This is a genomic window from Streptomyces sp. NPDC047869 (assembly GCF_040704065.1).
Lineage (GTDB): Bacteria > Actinomycetota > Actinomycetes > Streptomycetales > Streptomycetaceae > Streptomyces.
Window position 1 is genome coordinate 94,396 of record NZ_JBEYRK010000004.1, and the last position, 21,676, is coordinate 116,071.

A 21,676-nucleotide genomic window follows, 5' to 3' on the forward strand; every position below is an offset into this window, starting at 1 on the left:
GCCTTCCCGCATGTCCGTCCCTCAATTCCCGCCCGCCGGGCCGCCGTCCGGCTCTGCGGGCGCCATTGACGGCCCCCTGTTCGTATATCTAGCCTCTGTTCTCATACATAGACGGCATTCACAACGGGAGATGGTCTGGTGGGTGGCGACCGAAGTCCGCAGGACGTGGCGCGGCGACTGAAGGAGGGCATGGCGCGCGGTGTGCTCTCCTTCCCGCTCACCGCCTTCCACGACGACGGCACCCTCGACCCCGACGGCTCCCGCGCGCACGTCGCGGGCCGGCTCGCCGCCGGACCGGGAGCCGTCTTCCCGGCCTGCGGCACGGGGGAGTTCTTCTCCCTGGACGAGGAGGAGTACCGGCAGGTCGTCACCATCGCCGTCGAGGAGGCGGCGGGCCGGGTGCCCGTGGTCGCCGGCACCGGGTACGGCTGGGCGCAGGCCGCCCGGTTCGCGCGGATCGCCGAGGACGCCGGCGCCGACGCCCTGCTGGTGCTGCCGCACTACCTCGTCGCCGCGCCGCAGGAGGGTCTCGCCGCCCAGCTCGAGCGGCTCGCGGAGCGCACCCGGCTGCCGATCGTCGCCTACCAGCGCGGCCAGGTCGCCTATACCGTGACGTCGTTGCGGCGCGTCGCGCGCATCCCGAACGTCATCGGCCTCAAGGACGGCCACAGTGACCTCGACCGCCTCCAGCGCCTCACCCTCGCCGCCCCCGGGGACTTCCTGTTCTTCAACGGCGCCGCCACCGCCGAGATCCAGGCCCGCGCCTACGCCACCGTCGGCGTCCCCGCCTACTCCTCCGCCGTGCACGCCTTCGCCCCCGAGATCGCCGGCGCCTTCTTCACCGCGCTGCGGGACGGCGACCACGCCGCGACCGGGAAACTGCTGCGCGACTTCTACGTCCCCCTCGTCGAACTCCGCGACCGTGTCCCCGGATACGCGGTGTCCCTGGTGAAGGCGGCGGCCCGGCTGCGCGGGGAGCGCGTCGGCCCGGTCCGGGCCCCGCTCACCGACCCCTCGCCCGCCGACCTCGCCGAGCTGAGGACCCTGCTCGCCGCCGGACTCGACCTCGTAGGAGCCTCCCTGTGACCCGTGACCTGACCATCGCCGAGGTGCGCCTGACGCCGATCCTGGTCGCCGACCCGCCACTGCTCAACACCCAGGGCGTGCACCAGCCGTACACCCCCCGGCTGATCGTGGAGGTCGTCACGGCCGACGGGATCACCGGCCTCGGCGAGACCTACGGGGACACGAAGTACCTGGAGCTGGCCCGCCCGCTGGCCGAGCGGCTGACCGGACGCTCGATCATGGATGTGAACGGCCTCTTCGCGCTGGACCTCGCCGTGGACGAGAGCCGGGTCCAGGGCGCCGTGGACGCCGGCGGACTGCGGGGCGTGCAGAGCGCCGACAAACTCCGGCTGTCCGTGCTGTCCGCTTTCGAGGTGGCGTGCCTCGACGCCCAGGGCAGGGCGCTCGGACTGCCCGTGCACGCGCTCCTCGGCGGCAGGCTCCGCGACGCCGTCGAGTACAGCGCCTACCTCTTCTACAAATGGGCCGGGCACCCCGACGGCGTGGCCTGCGAGCCGGACGACCGGGGCGCCGCCCTCGACCCGGCCGGAGTCGTCGCCCAGGCACGCCTGTTCAAGGAGCGGTACGGGTTCACCTCCTTCAAGCTCAAGGGCGGCGTCTTCCCGCCCGAGCAGGAGATCGCCGCCGTACGCGCTCTCGCCGAGGCCTTCCCCGGCCACCCGCTGCGCCTCGACCCCAACGGCGCCTGGTCGGTGGAGACCTCGCTGAAGGTCGCGAAGGAACTCGGTGACGTCCTCGAGTACCTGGAGGACCCGACGCTGGGCACCCCGGCGATGGCCGAGGTGTCCGCCGGGACCGGCATCCCCCTCGCCACCAACATGTGCGTGACGACCTTCGGCGAGATCCGGGAGGCGTTCACCCGGGACGCCGTGCAGGTGGTGCTCTCCGACCACCACTACTGGGGCGGGCTGCGCAACACCCGGCAGCTGGCCGCGATCTGCGCCGCCTTCGGCGTCGGGGTGTCCATGCACTCCAACACCCACCTCGGCATCAGCCTCGCCGCCATGACCCACGTGGCGTCGACCGTGCCGAACCTCCACCACGCCTGCGACTCCCACTACCCCTGGCAGTCCGAGGACGTCCTCACCGAGCGGCTCGCCTTCACCGGCGGCCGGGTCGCGGTGTCCGACGCGCCAGGCCTCGGCGTCGAGCTGGACCGGGACGAACTGGCCCGGCTGCACCGGCGGTGGACGCGGGACGACGGCGCGCTGCGGGACCGTGACGACGCGGCGGCGATGCGGCGGGCCGAGCCCGGGTGGCGGACGCCGGCGATGCCCCGCTGGTGAGGCCCCGGCGGTGACGCCGCCGTCGCTGCGAGCGGCCGTGCCCCTGGCGGGAAGTGGTGCACACTGGCCAGATCCGCACCAGCTCAGGGAGCGCACCGTGACCCCGTCCCGCACGATCGCCGGAGAGGAACCCGAACACCTCACACAGGCAGCGCGCCGCCAGGCCCAGATCGACCCGCTCGCCGCCCTGAGGGCCCCCGGCGACCCGCCCTGGGACGTGTACCTCACGGGCACCGTCTTCCTCGACATCGTCTTCACCGGCCTGGACTCGGCGCCCGTGCGCGGCACCGAGTCCTGGGCCCGGGGAATGGGCTCCAGCCCCGGCGGGGTCGCCAACATGGCCACCGCGCTCGCCCGGCTCGGCCTGCGGACCTCCCTCGCCGCCGCGTTCGGCGACGACCACTACGGCGAGTACTGCTGGGACGCCCTCGCCCAGGGCGAGGGCATCGACCTCACGCCCTCCCGGACCGTGCCCGGCTGGCACTCGCCCGTCACCGTCTCCATGGCGTACGAGGGGGAGCGGACGATGGTCTCCCACGGCCACGAACCGCCCCCGGAGGAACCGGCACCGGACTTCCCGCCCCGCGCGCGGGCCGCCGTCGCCTCCCTGGCCCCCGGCAAACGCGCCCCCTGGATCGCGGAGGCCGCCCGCGCGGGCACCCGGATCTTCGCCGACGTCGGCTGGGACGAGACCGGGGCCTGGGACCTGGCCGGGCTCCCCGATCTCGGGCACTGCGAGGCGTTCCTGCCCAACGCGGCGGAGGCGATGCGGTACACCGGGGCCGACTGCCCGCGCGATGCCGCGCACGCGCTGACCGAGCACGTCCCGGTGGCCGTCGTCACCCTCGGCGCTGAGGGGGCGTACGCCGTGGACCGGCGCACCGGGGAGGCCGCGGAGGTCCCGGCGATCGCCGTGGAGGCACTGGATCCCACCGGGGCCGGGGACGTCTTCGTGGCCGGGTTCGTCGCGGGGACCCTGGCCGGCCGGCCGCTCGCCGACCGGCTCGCGCTCGCGGGACTCACCGCGGCCCTGTCCGTGCAGGAGTTCGGGGGCTCGCTGTCGGCACCGGGGTGGTCCGAGATCGGGGCGTGGTGGCGCCGCGTCCAGTCGGTGCCGGGCCAGGACCCCGAGGCGCTGCGCCGGTACGGCTTCCTCGACGGGCTGGTGCCCGAGGAGCTGGACCGGCCGTGGCCGCTGCGGCGGGCGGTGCCGACGATCGGGTTCGGGCGTTCGGCCTGACGGTGCGGGGACGCCCCGGCCGCGGGGCGTCCCCCCGCGGAAAAGCCCTACGGCGTTGTCGGTGGCCCGTCGTACTCTGGACAGTGCGAGGCCGCCCTCAGCTACGCGGCCGTGACGAGGAGGAACCGCAGGCCTTAAGCGCCGGCCCATGACTCAGACACCCCAAGCTCACATCCCCGCGCGGGAGCAGGCGCGAGCACAGCTCACCGTCCCCGCCCAGCACCCCATGGTGACCGTGCTGGGTTCCGGCGACTCCCTCCTGCGCGTGATCGAGAAGGCCTTCCCGGCAGCCGACATTCATGTCCGGGGCAATGAGATCAGCGCGGTCGGCGAACCCGCGGACGTCGCTCTGATCTCACGCGTGTTCGACGAGATGATGCTGGTGCTCCGCACCGGGCAGCCGATGACGGAGGACGCAGTGGAACGCTCGATCGCCATGCTCAAGGCGAGCGAGAACGGGACGAGCGACGGCCCGGAGACCCCGGCCGAGGTACTGACGCAGAACATCCTGTCCTCGCGCGGCCGGACGATCCGGCCCAAGACGCTCAACCAGAAGCGGTACGTCGACGCGATCGACAAGCACACGATCGTCTTCGGTATCGGCCCCGCCGGTACCGGCAAGACCTACCTGGCCATGGCCAAGGCGGTCCAGGCCCTGCAGTCCAAGCAGGTCAACCGGATCATCCTCACCCGCCCGGCGGTGGAGGCGGGCGAGCGGCTCGGCTTCCTGCCCGGCACGCTCTACGAGAAGATCGACCCGTACCTGCGCCCGCTGTACGACGCGCTGCACGACATGCTCGACCCGGACTCGATCCCGCGCCTGATGGCCGCCGGGACCATCGAGGTCGCGCCGCTGGCGTACATGCGCGGCCGTACGCTCAACGACGCCTTCATCATCCTGGACGAGGCCCAGAACACCTCGCCCGAGCAGATGAAGATGTTCCTCACCCGGCTCGGCTTCGACTCGAAGATCGTGATCACCGGTGACGTCACCCAGGTGGACCTGCCGAACGGGACCAAGAGCGGTCTGCGGCAGGTGCAGGAGATCCTGGAGGGCGTCGAGGACGTCCACTTCTCCCGGCTGTCGTCGCAGGATGTGGTACGGCACAAGCTGGTGGGCCGTATCGTCGACGCGTACGAGATGTACGACAGCAAGCACGGCACCGAGAACGGCACCCACCGGGGCGGCCGTGGCAGGACCGGCGCCAAGGGTCCCAAGGGGAAGTAGACCAGCACGCCCATGTCGATCGACGTCAACAACGAGTCCGGCACCGAGGTAGACGAGCAGGCGATCCTCGACATCGCCCGCTACGCGCTCGCGCGGATGCGCATCCACCCGCTCTCCGAGCTCTCGGTGATCGTCGTGGACGCCGATGCCATGGAGCAGCTCCACATCCAGTGGATGGACCTGCCCGGACCCACCGATGTCATGTCGTTCCCGATGGACGAGCTGCGGCCGCCGTCGAAGGACGACGAGGAGCCGCCGCAGGGTCTGCTCGGCGACATCGTGCTGTGCCCGGAGGTCGCCAAGAAGCAGGGCGACGAGGCGCCGACGCAGCACTCCATGGACGAGGAGCTCCAACTGCTCACCGTCCACGGCGTGCTGCACCTGCTCGGGTACGACCACGAGGAGCCCGACGAGAAGGCCGAGATGTTCGGGCTCCAGGCCGCCATCGTCGACGGATGGCGGTCCGAGCGGGGACTGACCGGGCCTTCCCCGGCGCCGACCGTCTCGTAGGCGGGTCGGTCCACGTATGAATCCGCAGATCGTGATCGGCGCGATCGCGCTGGTCGTCATCGCCTGGTTGGCCGCCTGCGCCGAGGCGGGCATCGCGCGCGTCTCCAGCTTCCGGGCCGAGGAGGCCGTGAAGTCCGGCCGGCGCGGCAGCGCCCGGCTGGCCCAGGTCGCCGCCGACCCCACCCGCTATCTGAACGTGGCCCTGCTGGTCCGCGTCGCCTGCGAGATGGCGGCCGCGGCCCTGGTGACGTACGCCTGCCTGCAGGAGTTCGCCGCCACCTGGCAGGCCCTGCTGGTCGCCATCGGCGTCATGGTGCTGGTGTCGTACGTGGCCGTCGGCGTCTCGCCGCGCACCATCGGCCGCCAGCACCCGCTCAACACGGCGACGGCGGCCGCGTACGTGCTGCTGCCGCTGGCCCGGATCATGGGCCCGATCCCGTCGCTGCTGATCCTCATCGGCAACGCGCTCACCCCCGGCAAGGGCTTCCGCCGCGGCCCCTTCGCCTCCGAGGCCGAGCTGCGCGCGATGGTGGACCTCGCCGAGAAGGAGTCGCTGATCGAGGACGAGGAGCGCCGCATGGTGCACTCGGTCTTCGAACTCGGCGACACCCTGGTCCGCGAGGTGATGGTGCCGCGCACCGACCTGGTGGTCATCGAGCGCTACAAGACCATCCGGCAGGCGCTCACCCTCGCCCTGCGCTCCGGCTTCTCCCGCATCCCGGTCACCGGCGAGAGCGAGGACGACATCGTCGGGATCGTCTACCTGAAGGACCTGGTCCGCAAGACGCACATCAGCCGCGACGCCGAGAACGACCTGGTGTCCACCGCCATGCGTCCGGCGGTCTTCGTGCCCGACACCAAGAACGCCGGTGACCTGCTGCGCGAGATGCAGAAGGAGCGCAACCACGTCGCCGTCGTCATCGACGAGTACGGCGGCACCGCCGGGATCGTCACCATCGAGGACATCCTCGAGGAGATCGTCGGCGAGATCACCGACGAGTACGACCGGGAGCTCCCGCCCGTGGAGGACCTCGGCGACGACCGCCACCGGGTCACCGCGCGCCTGGACATCACCGACCTCGGCGAGCTGTACGGCCTGGAGGAGTACGACGACGAGGACGTGGAGACCGTCGGCGGGCTGCTCGCCAAGGCGCTCGGCCGCGTCCCCATCGCCGGCGCGTCCGCCGAGGTCGAACTCCCCGACGAGCGCAGGCTGCGGCTGACCGCGGAGGCGGCGGCCGGACGCCGGAACAAGATCGTGACGGTGCTGGTGGAGCCGGCCGGCAGCCCCGCCGAGGAGGAGGCGCCCGAGTGACCCCCGAGGAGCTGCGCGCCTTCTGCCTGTCCTTCAACGCGGTCGTGGAGGACTTCCCGTTCAACCCGGAGACCTCCGTGTTCAAGGTCCTCGGCAAGATGTTCGCCCTGACGAACCTGGGCGCGCGGCCCCTGACGGTGAACCTCAAGTGCGACCCGGAGGACGCGGCCCGGCTGCGCGGCGAGCACGAGGGGCTGATCGTTCCCGGCTGGCACATGAACAAGCGCCACTGGAACACCGTGACCGTCGACGGCTCTCTGCCCGACCGCCTGGTCCGGGAGCTGATCGAGGACTCCTACGACCTGGTCGTCGCGGGACTGCCGAGGGCGGAGCGGCTGCGGCTGGACCGGCCGTAAACGCCTTGCACCGGCCCGCTGAGGGCATGTCAGAATCGCGCATGACTGTTCGATATCCGCGCCCTCTGCGCCCCGGTGACCGTATCGGCGTGACCTCTCCGTCCAGCGGAGTGGCGAAGGAGCTCCGGGGGCGGCTCGACGTCGCGATCCGGGACCTCGAAGCGCGCGGTTACGAGGTCGTCGTCGGCCGGTGCATGGACGGCTCGACCCACATCAGCGCCCCGGCCGCCGAACGCGCCGCCGAACTGACCGGCATGCTGACCGACCCCGCCGTCCGGGCCGTGGTGCCTCCGTGGGGCGGCGAGACCGCCGTCGACCTGCTGCCGCTGCTCGACTTCGAGGCGATCGGGCGTGCCGAGCCCACCTGGGTCGTCGGCTGGTCGGACATCTCGACGATCATCACCCCGCTGACCCTGCTCACCGGTGTCGCCACCGTGCACGGCAACAACCTCATGGACACGCCCTACCGGACGCCCGAGGGCCTGCTGTCCTGGCTGGACGTCGTGACCGCCCCGCAGGGAGAGCCGCTCGCCCAGACCCCGCCCGCCCGCCACCGCGCCATCGGCTGGGACGACTACGCGCTGTACCCGGAGATCCGCGACCTCACCCTGGACACGGCCGGCACCTGGACCCGGCTCGACGGCACGGGCGACGTGGACGTCGAGGGCCGGCTGATCGGCGGCTGCATCGAGACCCTGGTCAACATCGCGGGCACCCGCCTGCTGGACACGCGGTCCTTCGCCGACGGCGACGACCTGCTCGTCTACGTCGAGGCGTGCGAGGACAACGCCTACACCATCTGCCGCAATCTGCACGGCATGCGTCTCGCCGGGTTCTTCGACCGCGCCGCCGCCGTCCTCGTGGGCCGCACCAAGGCCCCCGACAGCCGGACCCTCAGCCAGCACGAGGCGGTCCTCGACGCCCTCGGCCCGCTCGGGGTGCCGATCGTCGCCGACGTCGAGTGCGGGCACGTGCCGCCCTACCTGGCGCTGGTGAACGGCGCGCGCGGCCGTGTGGTGCACACGGCCGCGCGGAGCGAGATCGTTCAGACCCTGGACTGACCCCGGCGCAGGCCCAGTCCGACGAGGACGGCGGCGGTCAGCACGATCGCCGCGTCCAGCGCGAGCACCGTGTGGACGCCCGACAGCAGGTCGCGCGAGGTGGTGGCCAGCACGCCCAGCAGTGGGATGCCGACCGTGATGCCCACCTGCTGGGTGGCGGTCACCAGGCCGGTGGCCAGGCCCTGTTCCTCGTCCGGGACGCCGGAGGTGACCGTGAGGCCGTACGAGATGATCGCGCCCAGGTGGCACATGCTCGCCAGGGACACGGCCGCCGCGGCGAGCCACACCGACCAGATGTGGGCGTTCAGCGACAGCAGGGTGGCGACCAGCGCGCCCTGTCCGGTCAGCGAGCCGACCAGGGTTCGGCGGGCGCCGAAGCGGCCGATGACCCGGGGCGCCATCGTGCCGGCGACGGCCGACAGCACGCCCTGGAAGCCGAAGACCAGGCCCGTCTCGAAGGCCGAGAGACGCAGGGTCTCCTGGAAGTACAGGGTCAGGACGAAGATCACCGTCGACATCATCGAGAAGGTGACCAGGCCGCCCAGGTTGCCCCACGCCACCGTGCGGCGGCGCAGCATGGGCAGGGACACCAGGGGCGAGGCCGAGCGGGACTCCACGGCCGTGAACAGGGCCAGCAGGAGCAGGCCGGCGATCAGCCCGGCGACGACGTCGGTGCGGCCGAAGCCGTGGTCGGCGGCCGTGGACAGGGCGTAGATCAGCGACAGCAGGCCGGCGGTGACGGTGACCGCGCCGGGCACGTCGAGGCGCGGGCGGTCGGGGGTGCGGGACTCGGGCAGCAGCCCCGGCGCCAGCGGCAGCACGATCAGCGCGAACACGGTGAGCAGGGCCATGGTGGAGCGCCAGCCGAACGCGTCGGTCAGGACGCCGCCCGCCACCATGCCGACCGTGAAGCCCAGCGACAGCAGCGTGCCGGAGATGCCGAGGGCGCGGTCGCGGGCCGGGCCCTCCGGGAAGGTGGTGGTGAGCAGGGACATGCCCGTCGGCACGATCGCCGCCGCGCCGAGACCCTGCAGCGCGCGCCCGGTGAGGAAGGACGCCGGGTCCCAGGCCAGGGTCGCCAGCAGGGAGGCCGCGCCGAACAGGGCGAGGCCGGTCAGGAACAGCCTCCGGCGGCCGTACAGGTCGCCGACGCGCCCGAACAGCAGCAGGAAGCCACCGGAGGGGAGAGCGAACGCGGTGACCGCCCACTGCAGGGCGGAGCGGCTCATGCCGAGATCGGTGCCCAGCTCGGGCAGGGCCACGTTCAGGACGGAGAAGTCCAGCGCGACCATGAACTGGGCCGCGCACAGGACGAAGAGGACCAGCTTGTCCCGCGCCGACAGCCGGGGGGTGCCGAGCGGTTCGCCCGCGGGGGCGGGGGCCTGGGTGGTGGTCTGAGTGGTGGTGTCGAACGCCATGGACAGAGCTTCGGGCGATCGGAATACGCGTGGGGAGTCGGAACTTATGGTGGTGGTGGCACCACCAGACACGACGGGGGAGGAGCGGTACGTGGCCGCTGCGGAGGCGACGCGCAGTCAACGGCGGGACGAGCTGCGGGAGTTCCTGATGAGCCGACGGGCCCGGGTCAGTCCGCAGGAGGCCGGGCTGCCGGGCGGCGGGGGCCGGCGGCGGACGCCCGGACTGCGCCGGGAGGAGGTCGCCGTGCTGGCCGGGGTGGGCGCGTCCTGGTACCAGTGGCTCGAACAGGGGCGGGACATCTCCGTCTCGCCGCAGGTCCTCGACGCCGTCGCCCGGGTGCTCCGGCTCAGCGACGCCGAACGCCGGCACCTGTACCTGCTCGCCGGGTTGAACCCGCCGGCGCCCCAGGTAGCGCCGGACAAAAGGGACATGTGCGAGGGGCTGCGGCGGCTGATCGACACCTGGATGCCCTACCCGGCGCACATCATGGACACGTACTACAACTGCGTGATGTACAACGACGCGGCGGCGCTGGTCCTCGGCATGCGGCCGGACATCACCCAGAACTGCCTCGTCGACTTCTTCGTCGATCCGCTGTACCGCTCGCGCAGCAACAGCTGGGAGCGGAACGCGCGGACGGTGGTGGCCCAGTTCCGGGCCGCGTGCGCGGCCCGGCCGGACGACGAGGGGTTCCGGGCGGTGCTCGCCGAGGCGTCGGCGCGCAGCCCGGAGTTCGTGGCGCTGTGGGCCGAGCGGGACATCGAGGACCAGGGACAGGTGCGCAAGGAGCTGACGCACCCGCTGGTCGGGCCGCTGGTCGTGGAGTCGACGGTGATGAAGGTGCCGGCCCGGCCCGATCTGATGATCGTGCTGCACACTCCGCTGGACGAGGAGAACACCGCGGCGAAGCTGGAGTGGCTGGCCTCTCCCGAGGGGCGGCGGGACGCCATGCACCCCGTGGCGGGGTGAGCCCGCGGTGGCTTCGTATGCTCTGGGCATGACCGACAGCAACGCGCTTGACCCCGAGGACCGCAAGATCGTCACGCTGGCCCGCTCCGTGCGCGCCCGCAACGCTGTGCCCGAGGGGGCGGCCGTACGGGACGAGACCGGGCGTACCTACGCCGCCGGGTCGGTGGAGCTCCCCTCGCTGCGGCTGAGCGCCCTGCGGACCGCCGTCGCCATGGCGGTGGCCTCCGGCGCGCGGTCGCTGGAGGCGGCGGCCGTGGTGAGCGAGGCCGAGGAGGTCGCGCCGGAGGACCTGGCCGCCGTGGCGGACCTCGGCGGGGCCGGGACGCCGGTGCTGCTGGCCGGACCCGACGGAGAGGTGCGGCGGACGGCCCCGGCGGCCACCGCCTAGTCGCCTACGGCGCTGCCCGTCAGAGGGCGTCGGGGCCGCGTTCGCCGGTCCGCACCCGTACGACGGTCTCCACGGGCAGCGCCCAGACCTTGCCGTCCCCGATCTTCCCGGTCTGCGCGGCGCCGACGATCGCGTCGATCACGTCGTCGGCGACCGCGTCCTCCACCACGACCTCGATGCGCACCTTCGGCACCAGGTCGACCCGGTACTCGGCGCCCCGGTAGACCTCGGTGTGGCCGCGCTGCCGGCCGTACCCGCTCGCCTCGCTGACGGTCAGGCCGTGCACGCCCAGTTCCTGCAGGGCGGTCTTGACCTCGTCCAGCCGGTACGGCTTGACGATCGCGGTGATGAGCTTCATGCCTGGCTCTCGACCTTCCGGCTGGGTGCCTGCTGGGCGGCGACGAGGGAGTGGTTGACCGGGGCGCCATGGCCCAGGACCCCGTGATCGTAAGCCGTCTCGGCGTGCACCGTAAGGTCCAGGCCGGTGTGCTCCTGCTCCTCGCTCGCCCGGAAGCCCAGCGCCCGGTCGATCAGCCTGCCGAGCCCGTACGTCACCCCGAAGGCGTACACCCCGACGGCCGCCACCGCCAGCAGCTGCCTGCCCAGCGGGACCAGCCCGCCGCCGTAGAACAGGCCCTCGGCGCCGCCGGTCATCGCCTTCTCGGCGAACAGGCCGATCAGCAGGGTGCCGATGACGCCGCCGACCAGGTGGACGCCGACCACGTCCAGCGAGTCGTCGTAGTTCAGCCGGAACTTCCAGCTCACCGCGTAGGAGCAGACGACACCGGCGGCCAGGCCCACCACCAGCGCGCCCAGCAGGGAGACCGTGCCGCAGGACGGGGTGATCGCGACAAGGCCGGCCACCGCGCCCGAGGCCGCGCCCAGGGTGGTCGGATGGCCGTCGCGCTTCTGCTCGACGAAGAGCCAGCCGAGCAGGCCGGTGCAGCCCGCCGCGAGCGTGTTGAGGAAGGCCGCCGCGGCGAGGCCGTTCGCGCCGAGCGCGGAGCCCGCGTTGAAGCCGAACCAGCCGAACCAGAGCAGACCGGCGCCGAGGATCACCATGGGCAGGTTGTGCGGACGCATGGCGTCCTTCCTGAACCCGAGCCGGGGCCCGAGCACCAGGCACAGGGCGAGCCCGGAGGTACCGGAGGTGATCTCCACGGGCATGCCGCCGGCGAAGTCGAGCGCCCCGAGCCGGTCCACGATCCAGCCGCCGGGACCCCACACCCAGTGGGTCACCGGAACGTATACGGCGAGCGCCCAGACCGGGACGAACACCAGCCAGGCGGAGAATTTCGTGCGGTCCGCGACCGCGCCGCTGACCAGGGCCGCCGTGATGATCGCGAAGGTGAGCTGGAAGGTGGCGAAGAGCAGGGTGGGAACGGTGCCGTGCACGCTGCCCGGGCCGATCCCGCTCATGCCGGAGTGCCCCAGGCCGCCGATCAGCCCGCCGAAGACGTCGTCCCCGAAGGCGAGCGAGTAGCCGGCCGCCAGCCAGACCACCGTCACCAGGGCGATCGACACGAAGCTCATCATCAGCATGTTGAGGACGCTCTTCGTGCGCACCATGCCGCCGTAGAAGAGGGCCAGACCCGGGGTCATCAGCAGGACGAGGGCGGTGGCGGCGAGGAGCCAGGCGGTGTCGCCGGTGTCGACGTGGGCTGCGGCGAGGATCACGGGCGTCTCCAACGGTGTGGGGGCTCGTCAGAGGTTCACCGGTCGGCATTTCCGGTTGCGTACGGGTGTGTTTCCGTGACGTTTCGTTGCGTAGGGGTTTCGTCAAGCTCACATCAAGAGACGGTGGCGGCCGTTGGTACGGCGCGGTCCCGTGGATCAGGGACAATGAACGCCATGAGCGTTCGTACCCAGTCATCCGAGCCGTCGGGCGAGACCGCCCACCGCGCCGGCTTCGCCTGCTTCGTGGGCCGCCCCAACGCGGGCAAGTCCACCCTCACGAACGCTCTGGTCGGGCAGAAGGTGGCGATCACCGCCAACCAGCCGCAGACCACGCGGCACACGGTCCGCGGCATCGTGCACCGCCCCGACGCCCAGCTGATCCTGGTGGACACCCCGGGGCTGCACAAGCCGCGCACCCTGCTCGGCGAGCGGCTCAACGACGTCGTGCGGACGACGTGGGCCGAGGTCGACGTGATCGGCTTCTGCCTGCCGGCGAACGAGAAGATCGGTCCCGGCGACCGCTTCATCGCCAAGGAGCTGGCCGGGATCCGCAAGACCCCGAAGGTCGCCATCGTCACCAAGACCGACCTCGTCGACTCCAAGACCCTGGCCGAGCAGCTCATCGCGATCGACCGGCTCGGCAGGGACCTGGGCATCGAGTGGGCGGAGATCGTCCCGGTGTCGGCCGTCGGCGCCAAGCAGGTGGACCTCCTGGCCGACCTGCTGATCCCGCTGCTGCCCGAGGGCCCGGCCCTCTACCCCGAGGGCGACCTCACGGACGAGCCCGAGCAGGTGATGATCGCGGAGCTGATCCGCGAGGCGGCCCTGGAGGGCGTCCGCGACGAGCTGCCGCACTCCATCGCGGTGGTCGTGGAGGAGATGCTGCCGCGCGAGGACCGCCCGGCGGACCGGCCGCTGCTCGACATCCACGCCAACCTCTACATCGAGCGCCCGAGCCAGAAGGGCATCATCATCGGGCCCAAGGGCAAGCGGCTGAAGGACGTCGGCATCAAGTCCCGCAAGCAGATCGAGGCGCTGCTGGGTACGCCGGTCTTCCTGGACCTGCACGTCAAGGTGGCGAAGGACTGGCAGCGGGACCCCAAGCAGCTGCGTCGCCTGGGCTTCTGAGGGCGGCCCCGGACGGGCTCACGGGCTCGACGGGACCATGTCCTGCAGCCCCACCACCCTCAGCAGCCGCAGCCTCTCGTACGACTCCGTGCCCGGACGGGCCGTGTGGATGATGAGTTGCTGATGGCCCTCGTGGCTCAGCAGGACCTCGCAGTCCAGTTCCAGCAGGCCCACCACCGGGTGCACGAAGCGCTTCGTGGACGGGCGGCGCAGGGACACCTCGTGCGCCTCCCACAGGCTGGCGAACTCCTCGCTGGCCGCACGCAGTTCGGCCGCCAGCGCGGCCGGTTCCGGGTCGTCGGGGCGGGCCGCGGCCACCGCGCGGAGGCCGGCCACGTGGTCGAAGGCGTGCGCCGGACGGTCCTCCGGCGGGAAGAGGCCGCGGGCCGCCGGGTCCAGGAAGAACCGCCGGGTCAGGTTCCGCTCGCGCGGCGGACGGGCGAGCGCGTCCCCGACCAGCGCCTTGGCCAGGGCGTTCTGCGCCAGCACCGTGCCGCAGTCCGTCACCACCTGGGCGGGTGAGTCGTACAGCCGGTCCAGCACCAGCAGGAGACCCTGGCGGACATGCGTGGACGCCGCGCCCCGCCGCGGGGGCTCCTCGCCCACCAGGTGGAAGAGATGGTCCCGCTCGTCGTCGGACAGGCGCAGGGCACGCGCCAGCGCCGTCAGCATCTGGCGGGACGGGCGGGGGCCGCGGCGCTGTTCCAGCCGGGTGTAGTAGTCGACGGACATCCCGGCCAGCTGGGCCACCTCCTCCCGGCGCAGTCCCGGGGTACGGCGGCGCGCGCCGGCCGCGAGGCCCACGTCGGACGGCTCCAGGCGGGCCCGGCCGCGGCGCAGGAAGTCGGCGAGTTCGGCTCGGTTCACCCTTCAAGGCTGCGGCACTCCGGCGGCGTTATCCAGGGACCGCCGGTCCCCCGATCGGGAGGTCTCTCCCGGGGCCGCCGAACGCGGCCGAGGCTGGGAGCACCGAACGAGAGGAACCCAGCCATGCTGACCTTGATCACCGGCGCCACCGGACAGGTGGGACGCGGATTCGTCCCCCGCCTGCTCGCACAGTCCGGGCCGCACGATCGGATCCGAGTGCTCGTGCGCGACGAGACCCGTGCCGCCGGCCTCGCCGACCGCGGCGCGGAGGTCGTCGTCGGCGACCTCCGCGACACCGAGGTGCTCGGCAAGGCCCTCGCCGGGGCCGACGCCGTCGTCAACGTCGCCGCCTCGTTCCGCGGCGTGCCGGACGAGGAGGTGTGGGCGGTCAACCGGGACGCCGCGGTGGAACTCGGCCGGGCGGCGGTCGCCTCCGGGGTACGGCGTTTCGTGCAGACCGGCACGATCCTGTCGTACGGCACCGGGCGCGGCCGGCCGCTCGTCGAGGACGATCCGACGGTGCCCGGCGGCCCGATGTGGATGACCTACCCGGAGTCCAAACTGGAGGCCGAGCGCGCACTGCTGGCGCTGGACGGGCTGGACGTGCGGGTGGGCCGGCTCGCCTTCGTCTACGGCGAGGGCGACCCGCACCTGCCCGGCATCACCCGCTGGACCGCGAGCCAGCCGGCCACCAAACGGCACCATCTGGTGCACGTGGCCGACGTCGCCCAGGGGCTGACGCGCCTGCTCCACGCCCCCGGTGCGGGCGGCCGGATCTACAACATCGCCGACGACGCCCCGGTCACGGTCCTGGAGATCCACCGGCTCCTCGGCGCCGAGCCGCCCGCGGACGGCCCCGACCCCGACCCCTGGTACGGGCTGGCCTCCACCGACCGCATCCGCCGCGAGCTCGGCTACCGCCCCTACTTCCCGACACTGTGGAGCGCCCGGGACGCCGGCGCCCTGTGACCCTCACTCCACGCCCCTGATCCGCCCGACCAGCACCGCCCCCGCCAGACCGATCACGGCCGCCACCAGGTACAGCACCCGGTAGCCGCCCAGGTACGTCACGATCGGCGCGGCAAGGGCGGGCGCCGCGACCTGCGGCAGCGCGTTGGCCACGTTGATCACGCCGAGGTCCTTGCCGCGGTCCAGCGCCGTCGGCAGGACGTCCGTCATCAGCGCGAAGTCGACCGAGGTGAACACCCCGAAGCCGACCCCGAGGACCGCCGCCGCGACGATCGCGCCGGGCCAGGTCTGCCAGACGGCGAGGGCCGCCGTCGCCACCGCCATCAGCACGCCCGACCAGATCACGAACGGCTTGCGGCGCCCCGTGCGGTCCGACCACGCGCCGCCCACGACGACCGTGGCGAGCAGGGTCGCACCGTTCACGGCCGTCAGGATCAGCACGCCCTCGCCGGGATCGCCGTGATGGAGGCGGTCCCGCAGGTAGTACAGCAGGTACAGCAGGACGAGCGCGTTGCTGAGGTTGATCAGGAAGCGGGTCAGCCAGGCCCAGCCCAGGTCCGGGTGGCGGCGCGGGCTCAGCCGGAAACCCGCCAGGAAGGCCCGCCAGGACCAGGCGGGCCGGTCCGCCCCGGCCAGCCGCAGATCCTCGTACCGCAGCACGTACGGCAGCACGCCCGCCACCGTGAACGTCGCGCACGCCGCGTACCCGGCCCCGGTGCCGCCCGCCGCCGTGGCCAGACCCGTGCCCACGACCACGCCCAGGATCTGGGCCGCGCCCAGCCAGCCGCCCACCACGCCCCGCCGGCCGCGCGGCACCCGGTCCGGAACGGCCGCCGTCACCGCCGCGAAGGCCGCGTTCAGGGTGAGCTGCGCCAGGCACCAGCCCAGTGCCATCGTCCACACCCCGCCCGCGCCCGCGAGCAGCAGCAGAGAGAGCGCGCCGCCCGCCGCACCGGCCACGATCCACGGGGTACGGCGGCCCCGGCGGGCGGTGGTGCGGTCGGACAGGGCGCCGAAGAGCGGGTTGGCCAGCAGTGAGACGACCGCTCCCGCGCCGGTCACCCAGGCCAGGACCGTCTCCTTCGGCATCCCGGCGGCGGGCGCGAAGTCCTTCGCCTGGGAGGCCAGCAGGATCTGCAGCGGCCCGAACCAGCCCACCCAGATCGCCCCGTTGGCCAGCGCCAGCGCCGCCGTCCAGCCCGGCCGGACCGGCTCGACGGGCTCGGCCAGGGCGGCCGAGGCGGCGGCGGTCATCTCTGCGCCCGCAGCACGTCCCGGAACCAGTGGTAGGAGGCCTTCGGGGTGCGCTCGAGCGTCTGGTAGTCCACGTGCACCAGGCCGAAGCGGCGCGCGTATCCCTCCGCCCACTCGAAGTTGTCCATCAGCGACCAGACGAAGTAGCCGCGCACGTCGACCCCCGCCTCGAGAGCCGTGTGCAGGGCGCGGATGTGGGCGTCCAGGTAGGCGATCCGGTCCTGGTCGTCGAGGCCCTCGTAGGAGCAGCCGTTCTCGGTGATGACCACCGGCGGGAGCCGGTCGCCGTACCTGTCACGGAAGCCGGTCAGCAGCTCCGTCAGCCCCTCGGGGACCACCGGCCAGCCGAAGTCCGTGACCGGGCGGCCCTCGATCGGACGTACCGAGAAGGGGAGTTCGGCCGGCATGCCGATACCGCCGAACTCGGTCGCGGTGCCCTGCGGGGCGCCCACCCTGGACGGGGCGTAGTAGTTGACGCCGTACCAGTCGACCGGCGCGGAGATGATCTTCAGGTCGGACTCCACGTCTCCCGGCATCAGTTCGCCGGCGCCCTCCGGATACGCCCCCAGCAGGACCGGCTCCGCGAACAGCCGGTTGAGCAGCAGGTCGTAGAAGCCCGCCGCCTCCTGGTCGGCCGGGTCCCCGGAGGCCGGCCAGACCGGGCCGTGGGAGTTGGCGATGCCGATGTCCGCCGCCCCGGCGGCGCGCAGGGCCCCCACCGCGAGGCCGTGGGCGAGGAGCTGGTGGTGGGCGACGGGGAGCGCGTCGAACAGCAGTTTTTGGCCGGGGGCATGCACGCCGAGTGCGTGGCCCAGCAGGGTGTGCTCGGCCGGCTCGTTGAGCGTGATCCACTTGGTGACCCGGTCGCCGAGCCGCCCGGCGACCAGGGACACGTACTCGGCGAACCGGGCGGCCGTGTCCCGCTCCAGCCAGTCCAGCCCGGCGGGCAGGTCCCAGTGGAAGAGGGTGGGCACGGGCCGCACGCCCGCCGCGCACAGCTCGTCCACCAGCCGGTCGTAGAAGTCGAGGCCGCCGGGCGAGTTCACCCTGGGCCACGACACGGAGAAGCGGTACGCGCCCACGCCGAGGCCGGCCAGCAGCGCCACGTCCTCCCGGTAGCGGTGGTAGTGGTCGCAGGCCACCGCCGCCGTCGAACCGTCCTTCACCCGCCCCGACCCGGCCGTGAACACGTCCCACACGGACGGCTCCCGCTCCTCGGCCGCCCCCTCGATCTGATGGGCCGAGGTCGACACGCCCCACAGGAAGCCGGCCGGGAAACGGGGGATCGCCTTGCCTGCGTCAGTCGCCATGGCCCGGATCATCCGTACCGCCGGTAACGGAAGTCAACGCCCCGGCGCGAACTGGCGCGAGCGGCCCGCCTAGGCCCCCTCCTTCAGCACCCTCGTAATCAACTCCCTCTGTTCTTGGGTCAGTCGGGGGTCGGCCGCGTAGACCGTGCGGCCGTCCACCGTGATCTCGTAGGCGAAGCCGTCCGGTACCCCCGCCGGTGGCGTGGGGCTGCCGGAAGCCAGGACCCGTTCGGCGAGGGACCGCCACTCCCGGTCGTCGGGCCGGGCCGAGGTGTCCACCTCGGCCCGGCGCTCGATGCCCGCGAACCCGCCCGTGCGCCGTACCTGAATACGCATGGGTGCCTGTCTAGTACGGAACTACAGCGTCCGCACCCCGACCTGTTCCCAGGCCTTCCGCACGGCCTCGAGTTCGTCGCCGGAGCCGTACCGTTCGCGGGCCGCCTTGACGGTCAGCGTGGCGAAGTCCGCGAACAGGGCCTGCTGCTTCAGCTCGCCGCCGGTCAGCACGTCGTACCAGAGCTGCCCGGCCCTCTCCCAGGAGTGGCCGCCCATTGCGGTGGCGACCAGGTAGAACGCGTGGTTGGGGATACCGGAGTTGATGTGCACGCCGCCGTTGTCGCGGCCGGTGCGGACGTAGTGCTCCATGGTCGCCGGCTGCGGGTCCTTGCCGAGGTTCGGGTCGTCGTACGCCGTGCCCGGTGCCTTCATCGAGCGCAGGGCGGTGCCGTGCACGCCCGGGGCGAGCAGTCCCGCGCCGATCAGCCAGTCGGCCTCGGCGGCTGTCTGGCCGAGGCTGTACTGCTTGATCAGCGAGCCGAAGACGTCGGACAGCGACTCGTTGAGCGCGCCGGGCTGGCCGAAGTAGGTGAGGTTGGCGGTGTGCTGGGTGACGCCGTGGGTCAGCTCGTGGCCGATGACGTCGACCGGGATGGTGAAGTCCAGGAAGATCTCGTTGTCCCCGTCCCCGAACACCATCTGCTCGCCGTTCCAGAAGGCGTTGTCGTAGTCGGTGCCGAAGTGCACGCTGGCGTCCAGCGGCAGACCCTCGCCGTCGATGGAGTTGCGGCCGTAGGCCTTCAGGTACAGGTCGAAGGTGGCGCCGAGACCCGCGTAGGCGCGGTTGACCGAGGCGTCCGTGCCGGGCTCGGAGCCCTCCTCGCGGACCTTGGTGCCGGGCAGGTCCTGCCGGTGCCGGGCGTCGTAGACGGTGCGGTGCGGGCGGTCGGCGGCCGCACCGGCGGGCGGGGCGACGGCGGGCGCGCCGAGCACGGTGGTCAGGCGGCGCTTGGTGCGCTGGAAGGCGTCGTGCTCCAGGGACCGGCGGGCGGGACCGGAGACCGCGGAGTCCTCGGCCTGCGCGAGCCGGTCGAGGACGTGCGGCGGGACGATCGTGCAGAAGACGGGCTCGAAGCCCCCGTTGGTGGTCATACCCGGCACCATCGCACTCCGTGACACCGCTGTCACTACTCGCAACCATGATTGGTGAAATACCCGGACATCCCACGTCGCACAGCGTCACGGAGTGGTAAGAGATGAGGGCCGGCGAGTGCGATTGCGCAATCTATGTCCGAATAGTCATGGCGGTCCCGCATAATGGGACAGGCCCGCGCATCCGGTGCGGCTCGGCTAGGCTGCGGAGCATCATGCGTTTCGGGCTGCTTCTCCTTAGCTGCCGCGGCGAGGGCCTGTAGACAAGGCCGACCCCCTCCCCGCGGAGCTCTGGCGTTGCGTCGTCGGCCGTCCAGTCGGACATCCGGACACTCTGAGGAGCCCACGCATCATGGCCAACCGCCAGCAGCCCAGTTCCATGCCGATCCACAAGTACGGCCGCTACGAGCAGGTCGGCATCCCGGACCGCACCTGGCCGGAGAAGCGGATCACCGTCGCCCCCCGCTGGCTCTCCACCGACCTGCGCGACGGCAACCAGGCCCTGATCGACCCGATGTCGCCCGAGCGCAAGCGCCGGATGTTCGACCAGCTGGTGGCGATGGGCTACAAGGAGATCGAGGTGGGCTTCCCCGCCTCCGGCCAGACCGACTTCGACTTCGTACGCTCGATCATCGAGGAAGAGGGCGCGATCCCCGAGGACGTGACGATCTCCGTCCTGACCCAGGCGCGCGAGGACCTGATCGAGCGGACCGTGGAGTCCCTGAAGGGCGCCAGGCGGGCCACCGTCCACCTGTACAACGCGACGGCTCCGGTGTTCCGCCGGGTCGTCTTCCGCGGCTCCAAGGACGACATCAAGCAGATCGCCGTCGACGGCACCCGCCTGGTGATGGAGTACGCCGAGAAACTGCTGGGCCCGGAGACGGAGTTCGGCTACCAGTACTCCCCGGAGATCTTCACCGACACCGAGCTGGACTTCGCGCTGGAGGTCTGCGAGGCGGTGATGGACGTGTACCAGCCGGGCCCGGGCCGCGAGATCATCCTCAACCTGCCCGCCACGGTGGAGCGTTCGACCCCGTCCACGCACGCCGACCGGTTCGAGTGGATGCACCGCAACCTGTCCCGGCGCGAGTACGTCTGCCTGTCCGTCCACCCGCACAACGACCGCGGCACCGCCGTCGCCGCCGCCGAGCTGGCGCTGATGGCCGGCGCCGACCGCGTCGAGGGCTGCCTGTTCGGGCAGGGCGAGCGCACCGGCAACGTCGACCTGGTCACCCTGGGCATGAACCTGTTCTCGCAGGGCGTCGACCCGCAGATCGACTTCTCCGACATCGACGAGATCCGTCGTACGTGGGAGTACTGCAACCAGATGGAGGTCCACCCGCGCCACCCGTACGTGGGCGACCTGGTCTACACGTCCTTCTCCGGCTCCCACCAGGACGCCATCAAGAAGGGCTTCGACGCCATGGAGGCCGACGCGAAGGCCAAGGGCGTCACCGTCGACGACATCGAGTGGGCGGTGCCGTACCTGCCGATCGACCCCAAGGACGTCGGCCGCTCCTACGAGGCCGTCATCCGCGTCAACTCGCAGTCCGGCAAGGGCGGCATCTCCTACGTTCTGAAGAACGACCACAAGATGGACCTGCCGCGCCGGATGCAGATCGAGTTCTCGAAGCTCATCCAGGCCAAGACGGACGCCGACGGCGGCGAGATCACGCCGAAGGACATCTGGGCGGCCTTCCAGGACGAGTACCTGCCCAACCCGGAGAACCCGTGGGGCCGCATCCAGGTCCGCACGGGCCAGTCGACCACGGACACGGACGGCGTGGACACGCTGACCGTGGAGGCGACCGTCGACGGTGAGGACACCGTCCTGACCGGCTCCGGCAACGGCCCGATCTCGGCCTTCTTCGACGCCCTGCAGTCCATCGGCGTCGACGTACGCCTGCTGGACTACCAGGAGCACACGATGAGCGAGGGCGCCTCCGCGCAGGCCGCCTCCTACATCGAGTGCGCGATCGACGACAAGGTTCTGTGGGGCATCGGCATCGACGCGAACACGACGCGTGCGTCGCTGAAGGCCGTCGTCTCCGCGGTGAACCGCGCGGCCCGCTGACCCCTCCGACCGGGCTTTTCGGGGCCCCGGCCGCCGTTCACGGCGGCCGGGGCCCCGTCGAATATCGGCCATCGCACCGGGCAGGTCACGGAAAGGTCTCGTACGGGGTAC

At 72.0% G+C, this 21,676-nt stretch carries 21 protein-coding genes; 13 read left to right on the forward strand and 8 right to left on the reverse strand.

Annotated features, from left to right (window positions below):
- Window positions 1-189 precede the first annotated feature (189 nt).
- From AB0924_RS07295 to AB0924_RS07330, 8 genes are all read left to right on the forward strand, one after another.
- Window positions 190-1,086 carry a 5-dehydro-4-deoxyglucarate dehydratase gene (locus tag AB0924_RS07295; protein ID WP_366910888.1) on the forward strand — a complete coding sequence of 299 codons (897 nt, stop codon included), beginning with the start codon at window positions 190-192 and terminating at the stop codon, window positions 1,084-1,086.
- On the forward strand, window positions 1,083-2,372 hold the full coding sequence (locus tag AB0924_RS07300) for a glucarate dehydratase family protein (protein WP_358927322.1): 1,290 nt from the start codon (window positions 1,083-1,085) through the stop codon (window positions 2,370-2,372). Before AB0924_RS07295 ends, AB0924_RS07300 begins: the two co-directional genes overlap by 4 nt.
- 115 nt (window positions 2,373-2,487) lie before the next feature.
- Window positions 2,488-3,612, forward strand: coding sequence for a PfkB family carbohydrate kinase (locus AB0924_RS07305; protein ID WP_358927382.1), 1,125 nt, complete (start codon window positions 2,488-2,490; stop codon window positions 3,610-3,612).
- A gap of 148 nt (window positions 3,613-3,760) precedes the next feature.
- The gene (locus AB0924_RS07310) at window positions 3,761-4,840 is read left to right on the forward strand and encodes a PhoH family protein (RefSeq protein WP_358927321.1); all 1,080 of its coding nucleotides are present in this window, start codon (window positions 3,761-3,763) and stop codon (window positions 4,838-4,840) included.
- Window positions 4,841-4,852: 12 nt separating this feature from the next.
- The gene (gene ybeY / locus AB0924_RS07315) at window positions 4,853-5,350 is read left to right on the forward strand and encodes an rRNA maturation RNase YbeY (protein ID WP_358927320.1); all 498 of its coding nucleotides are present in this window, start codon (window positions 4,853-4,855) and stop codon (window positions 5,348-5,350) included.
- Between the two features lie 16 nt (window positions 5,351-5,366).
- On the forward strand, window positions 5,367-6,665 hold the full coding sequence (locus AB0924_RS07320; protein WP_358927319.1) for a hemolysin family protein: 1,299 nt from the start codon (window positions 5,367-5,369) through the stop codon (window positions 6,663-6,665).
- Window positions 6,662-7,021 (forward strand): MmcQ/YjbR family DNA-binding protein, encoded by a 360-nt coding sequence (locus AB0924_RS07325; RefSeq protein WP_358927318.1) that lies wholly within the window; start codon window positions 6,662-6,664, stop codon window positions 7,019-7,021. The genes AB0924_RS07320 and AB0924_RS07325 overlap by 4 nt, the downstream gene beginning before the upstream one ends.
- A gap of 41 nt (window positions 7,022-7,062) precedes the next feature.
- Window positions 7,063-8,082 carry a S66 peptidase family protein gene (locus AB0924_RS07330; RefSeq protein ID WP_366910889.1) on the forward strand — a complete coding sequence of 340 codons (1,020 nt, stop codon included), beginning with the start codon at window positions 7,063-7,065 and terminating at the stop codon, window positions 8,080-8,082.
- On the opposite strand, the gene AB0924_RS07335 is transcribed toward AB0924_RS07330, so the two are convergent.
- The gene (locus AB0924_RS07335) at window positions 8,067-9,500 is read right to left on the reverse strand and encodes an MFS transporter (protein WP_358927316.1); all 1,434 of its coding nucleotides are present in this window, start codon (window positions 9,498-9,500) and stop codon (window positions 8,067-8,069) included. The genes AB0924_RS07330 and AB0924_RS07335 overlap by 16 nt on opposite strands.
- A gap of 148 nt (window positions 9,501-9,648) precedes the next feature.
- Here AB0924_RS07335 and AB0924_RS07340 point away from each other — a divergent pair, with 148 nt between their 5' ends.
- Window positions 9,649-10,470 carry a helix-turn-helix transcriptional regulator gene (locus AB0924_RS07340; RefSeq protein ID WP_358927381.1) on the forward strand — a complete coding sequence of 274 codons (822 nt, stop codon included), beginning with the start codon at window positions 9,649-9,651 and terminating at the stop codon, window positions 10,468-10,470.
- A gap of 28 nt (window positions 10,471-10,498) precedes the next feature.
- Window positions 10,499-10,858: a cytidine deaminase gene (locus tag AB0924_RS07345; RefSeq protein WP_358927315.1), complete on the forward strand. Its 360-nt coding sequence runs from the start codon at window positions 10,499-10,501 to the stop codon at window positions 10,856-10,858.
- A gap of 19 nt (window positions 10,859-10,877) precedes the next feature.
- Here AB0924_RS07345 and AB0924_RS07350 read toward each other — a convergent pair whose 3' ends face one another.
- A complete protein-coding gene (locus AB0924_RS07350; protein WP_358927314.1) occupies window positions 10,878-11,216 on the reverse strand; it encodes a P-II family nitrogen regulator in 339 nt (112 codons plus the stop codon).
- Complete coding sequence (locus tag AB0924_RS07355) at window positions 11,213-12,535, reverse strand: ammonium transporter (protein WP_366910890.1); 1,323 nt, start codon at window positions 12,533-12,535, stop codon at window positions 11,213-11,215. The genes AB0924_RS07350 and AB0924_RS07355 overlap by 4 nt, the downstream gene beginning before the upstream one ends.
- A 174-nt stretch (window positions 12,536-12,709) precedes the next feature.
- On the opposite strand from AB0924_RS07355, the gene era reads away from it, so the two are divergent.
- Complete coding sequence (gene era, locus AB0924_RS07360; protein ID WP_358927312.1) at window positions 12,710-13,663, forward strand: GTPase Era; 954 nt, start codon at window positions 12,710-12,712, stop codon at window positions 13,661-13,663.
- 18 nt (window positions 13,664-13,681) lie between these two features.
- On the opposite strand, the gene AB0924_RS07365 is transcribed toward era, so the two are convergent.
- Complete coding sequence (locus AB0924_RS07365) at window positions 13,682-14,530, reverse strand: helix-turn-helix transcriptional regulator (RefSeq protein ID WP_366910891.1); 849 nt, start codon at window positions 14,528-14,530, stop codon at window positions 13,682-13,684.
- Between the two features lie 123 nt (window positions 14,531-14,653).
- Between AB0924_RS07365 and AB0924_RS07370 the strand changes: the two genes are divergently transcribed.
- Window positions 14,654-15,499 (forward strand): NAD(P)-dependent oxidoreductase, encoded by an 846-nt coding sequence (locus AB0924_RS07370; protein WP_358927310.1) that lies wholly within the window; start codon window positions 14,654-14,656, stop codon window positions 15,497-15,499.
- Between the two features lie 3 nt (window positions 15,500-15,502).
- On the opposite strand, the gene AB0924_RS07375 is transcribed toward AB0924_RS07370, so the two are convergent.
- From AB0924_RS07375 to AB0924_RS07390, 4 genes are all read right to left on the reverse strand, one after another.
- The gene (locus tag AB0924_RS07375; protein WP_358927309.1) at window positions 15,503-16,753 is read right to left on the reverse strand and encodes an MFS transporter; all 1,251 of its coding nucleotides are present in this window, start codon (window positions 16,751-16,753) and stop codon (window positions 15,503-15,505) included.
- The gene (locus AB0924_RS07380; protein WP_366910892.1) at window positions 16,750-18,063 is read right to left on the reverse strand and encodes a GH1 family beta-glucosidase; all 1,314 of its coding nucleotides are present in this window, start codon (window positions 18,061-18,063) and stop codon (window positions 16,750-16,752) included. Before AB0924_RS07380 ends, AB0924_RS07375 begins: the two co-directional genes overlap by 4 nt.
- A gap of 69 nt (window positions 18,064-18,132) precedes the next feature.
- Entirely contained in the window at window positions 18,133-18,399 is a 267-nt protein-coding gene (locus AB0924_RS07385; protein ID WP_366910893.1) for a protealysin inhibitor emfourin, read from the reverse strand.
- Window positions 18,400-18,420: 21 nt separating this feature from the next.
- A complete protein-coding gene (locus AB0924_RS07390; protein ID WP_358927306.1) occupies window positions 18,421-19,491 on the reverse strand; it encodes a M4 family metallopeptidase in 1,071 nt (356 codons plus the stop codon).
- 352 nt (window positions 19,492-19,843) lie between these two features.
- On the opposite strand from AB0924_RS07390, the gene leuA reads away from it, so the two are divergent.
- Window positions 19,844-21,565: a 2-isopropylmalate synthase gene (gene leuA / locus AB0924_RS07395; RefSeq protein WP_358927305.1), complete on the forward strand. Its 1,722-nt coding sequence runs from the start codon at window positions 19,844-19,846 to the stop codon at window positions 21,563-21,565.
- The last annotated feature ends 111 nt before the right edge of the window (window positions 21,566-21,676 follow it).

Coding starts and splice junctions, on each gene's coding strand:
- AB0924_RS07385 (WP_366910893.1), bottom strand. CDS start 18,399: ATGCGTATTCAGGTACGGCGCACGGGCGGGTTCGCGGGCATCGAGCGC.
- ybeY (WP_358927320.1), top strand. CDS start 4,853: ATGTCGATCGACGTCAACAACGAGTCCGGCACCGAGGTAGACGAGCAG.
- leuA (WP_358927305.1), top strand. CDS start 19,844: ATGGCCAACCGCCAGCAGCCCAGTTCCATGCCGATCCACAAGTACGGC.
- AB0924_RS07335 (WP_358927316.1), bottom strand. CDS start 9,500: ATGGCGTTCGACACCACCACTCAGACCACCACCCAGGCCCCCGCCCCC.
- AB0924_RS07345 (WP_358927315.1), top strand. CDS start 10,499: ATGACCGACAGCAACGCGCTTGACCCCGAGGACCGCAAGATCGTCACG.
- era (WP_358927312.1), top strand. CDS start 12,710: ATGAGCGTTCGTACCCAGTCATCCGAGCCGTCGGGCGAGACCGCCCAC.
- AB0924_RS07310 (WP_358927321.1), top strand. CDS start 3,761: ATGACTCAGACACCCCAAGCTCACATCCCCGCGCGGGAGCAGGCGCGA.
- AB0924_RS07350 (WP_358927314.1), bottom strand. CDS start 11,216: ATGAAGCTCATCACCGCGATCGTCAAGCCGTACCGGCTGGACGAGGTC.
- AB0924_RS07390 (WP_358927306.1), bottom strand. CDS start 19,491: ATGACCACCAACGGGGGCTTCGAGCCCGTCTTCTGCACGATCGTCCCG.
- AB0924_RS07330 (WP_366910889.1), top strand. CDS start 7,063: ATGACTGTTCGATATCCGCGCCCTCTGCGCCCCGGTGACCGTATCGGC.
- AB0924_RS07320 (WP_358927319.1), top strand. CDS start 5,367: ATGAATCCGCAGATCGTGATCGGCGCGATCGCGCTGGTCGTCATCGCC.
- AB0924_RS07370 (WP_358927310.1), top strand. CDS start 14,654: ATGCTGACCTTGATCACCGGCGCCACCGGACAGGTGGGACGCGGATTC.
- AB0924_RS07375 (WP_358927309.1), bottom strand. CDS start 16,753: ATGACCGCCGCCGCCTCGGCCGCCCTGGCCGAGCCCGTCGAGCCGGTC.
- AB0924_RS07380 (WP_366910892.1), bottom strand. CDS start 18,063: ATGGCGACTGACGCAGGCAAGGCGATCCCCCGTTTCCCGGCCGGCTTC.
- AB0924_RS07295 (WP_366910888.1), top strand. CDS start 190: ATGGCGCGCGGTGTGCTCTCCTTCCCGCTCACCGCCTTCCACGACGAC.
- AB0924_RS07340 (WP_358927381.1), top strand. CDS start 9,649: ATGAGCCGACGGGCCCGGGTCAGTCCGCAGGAGGCCGGGCTGCCGGGC.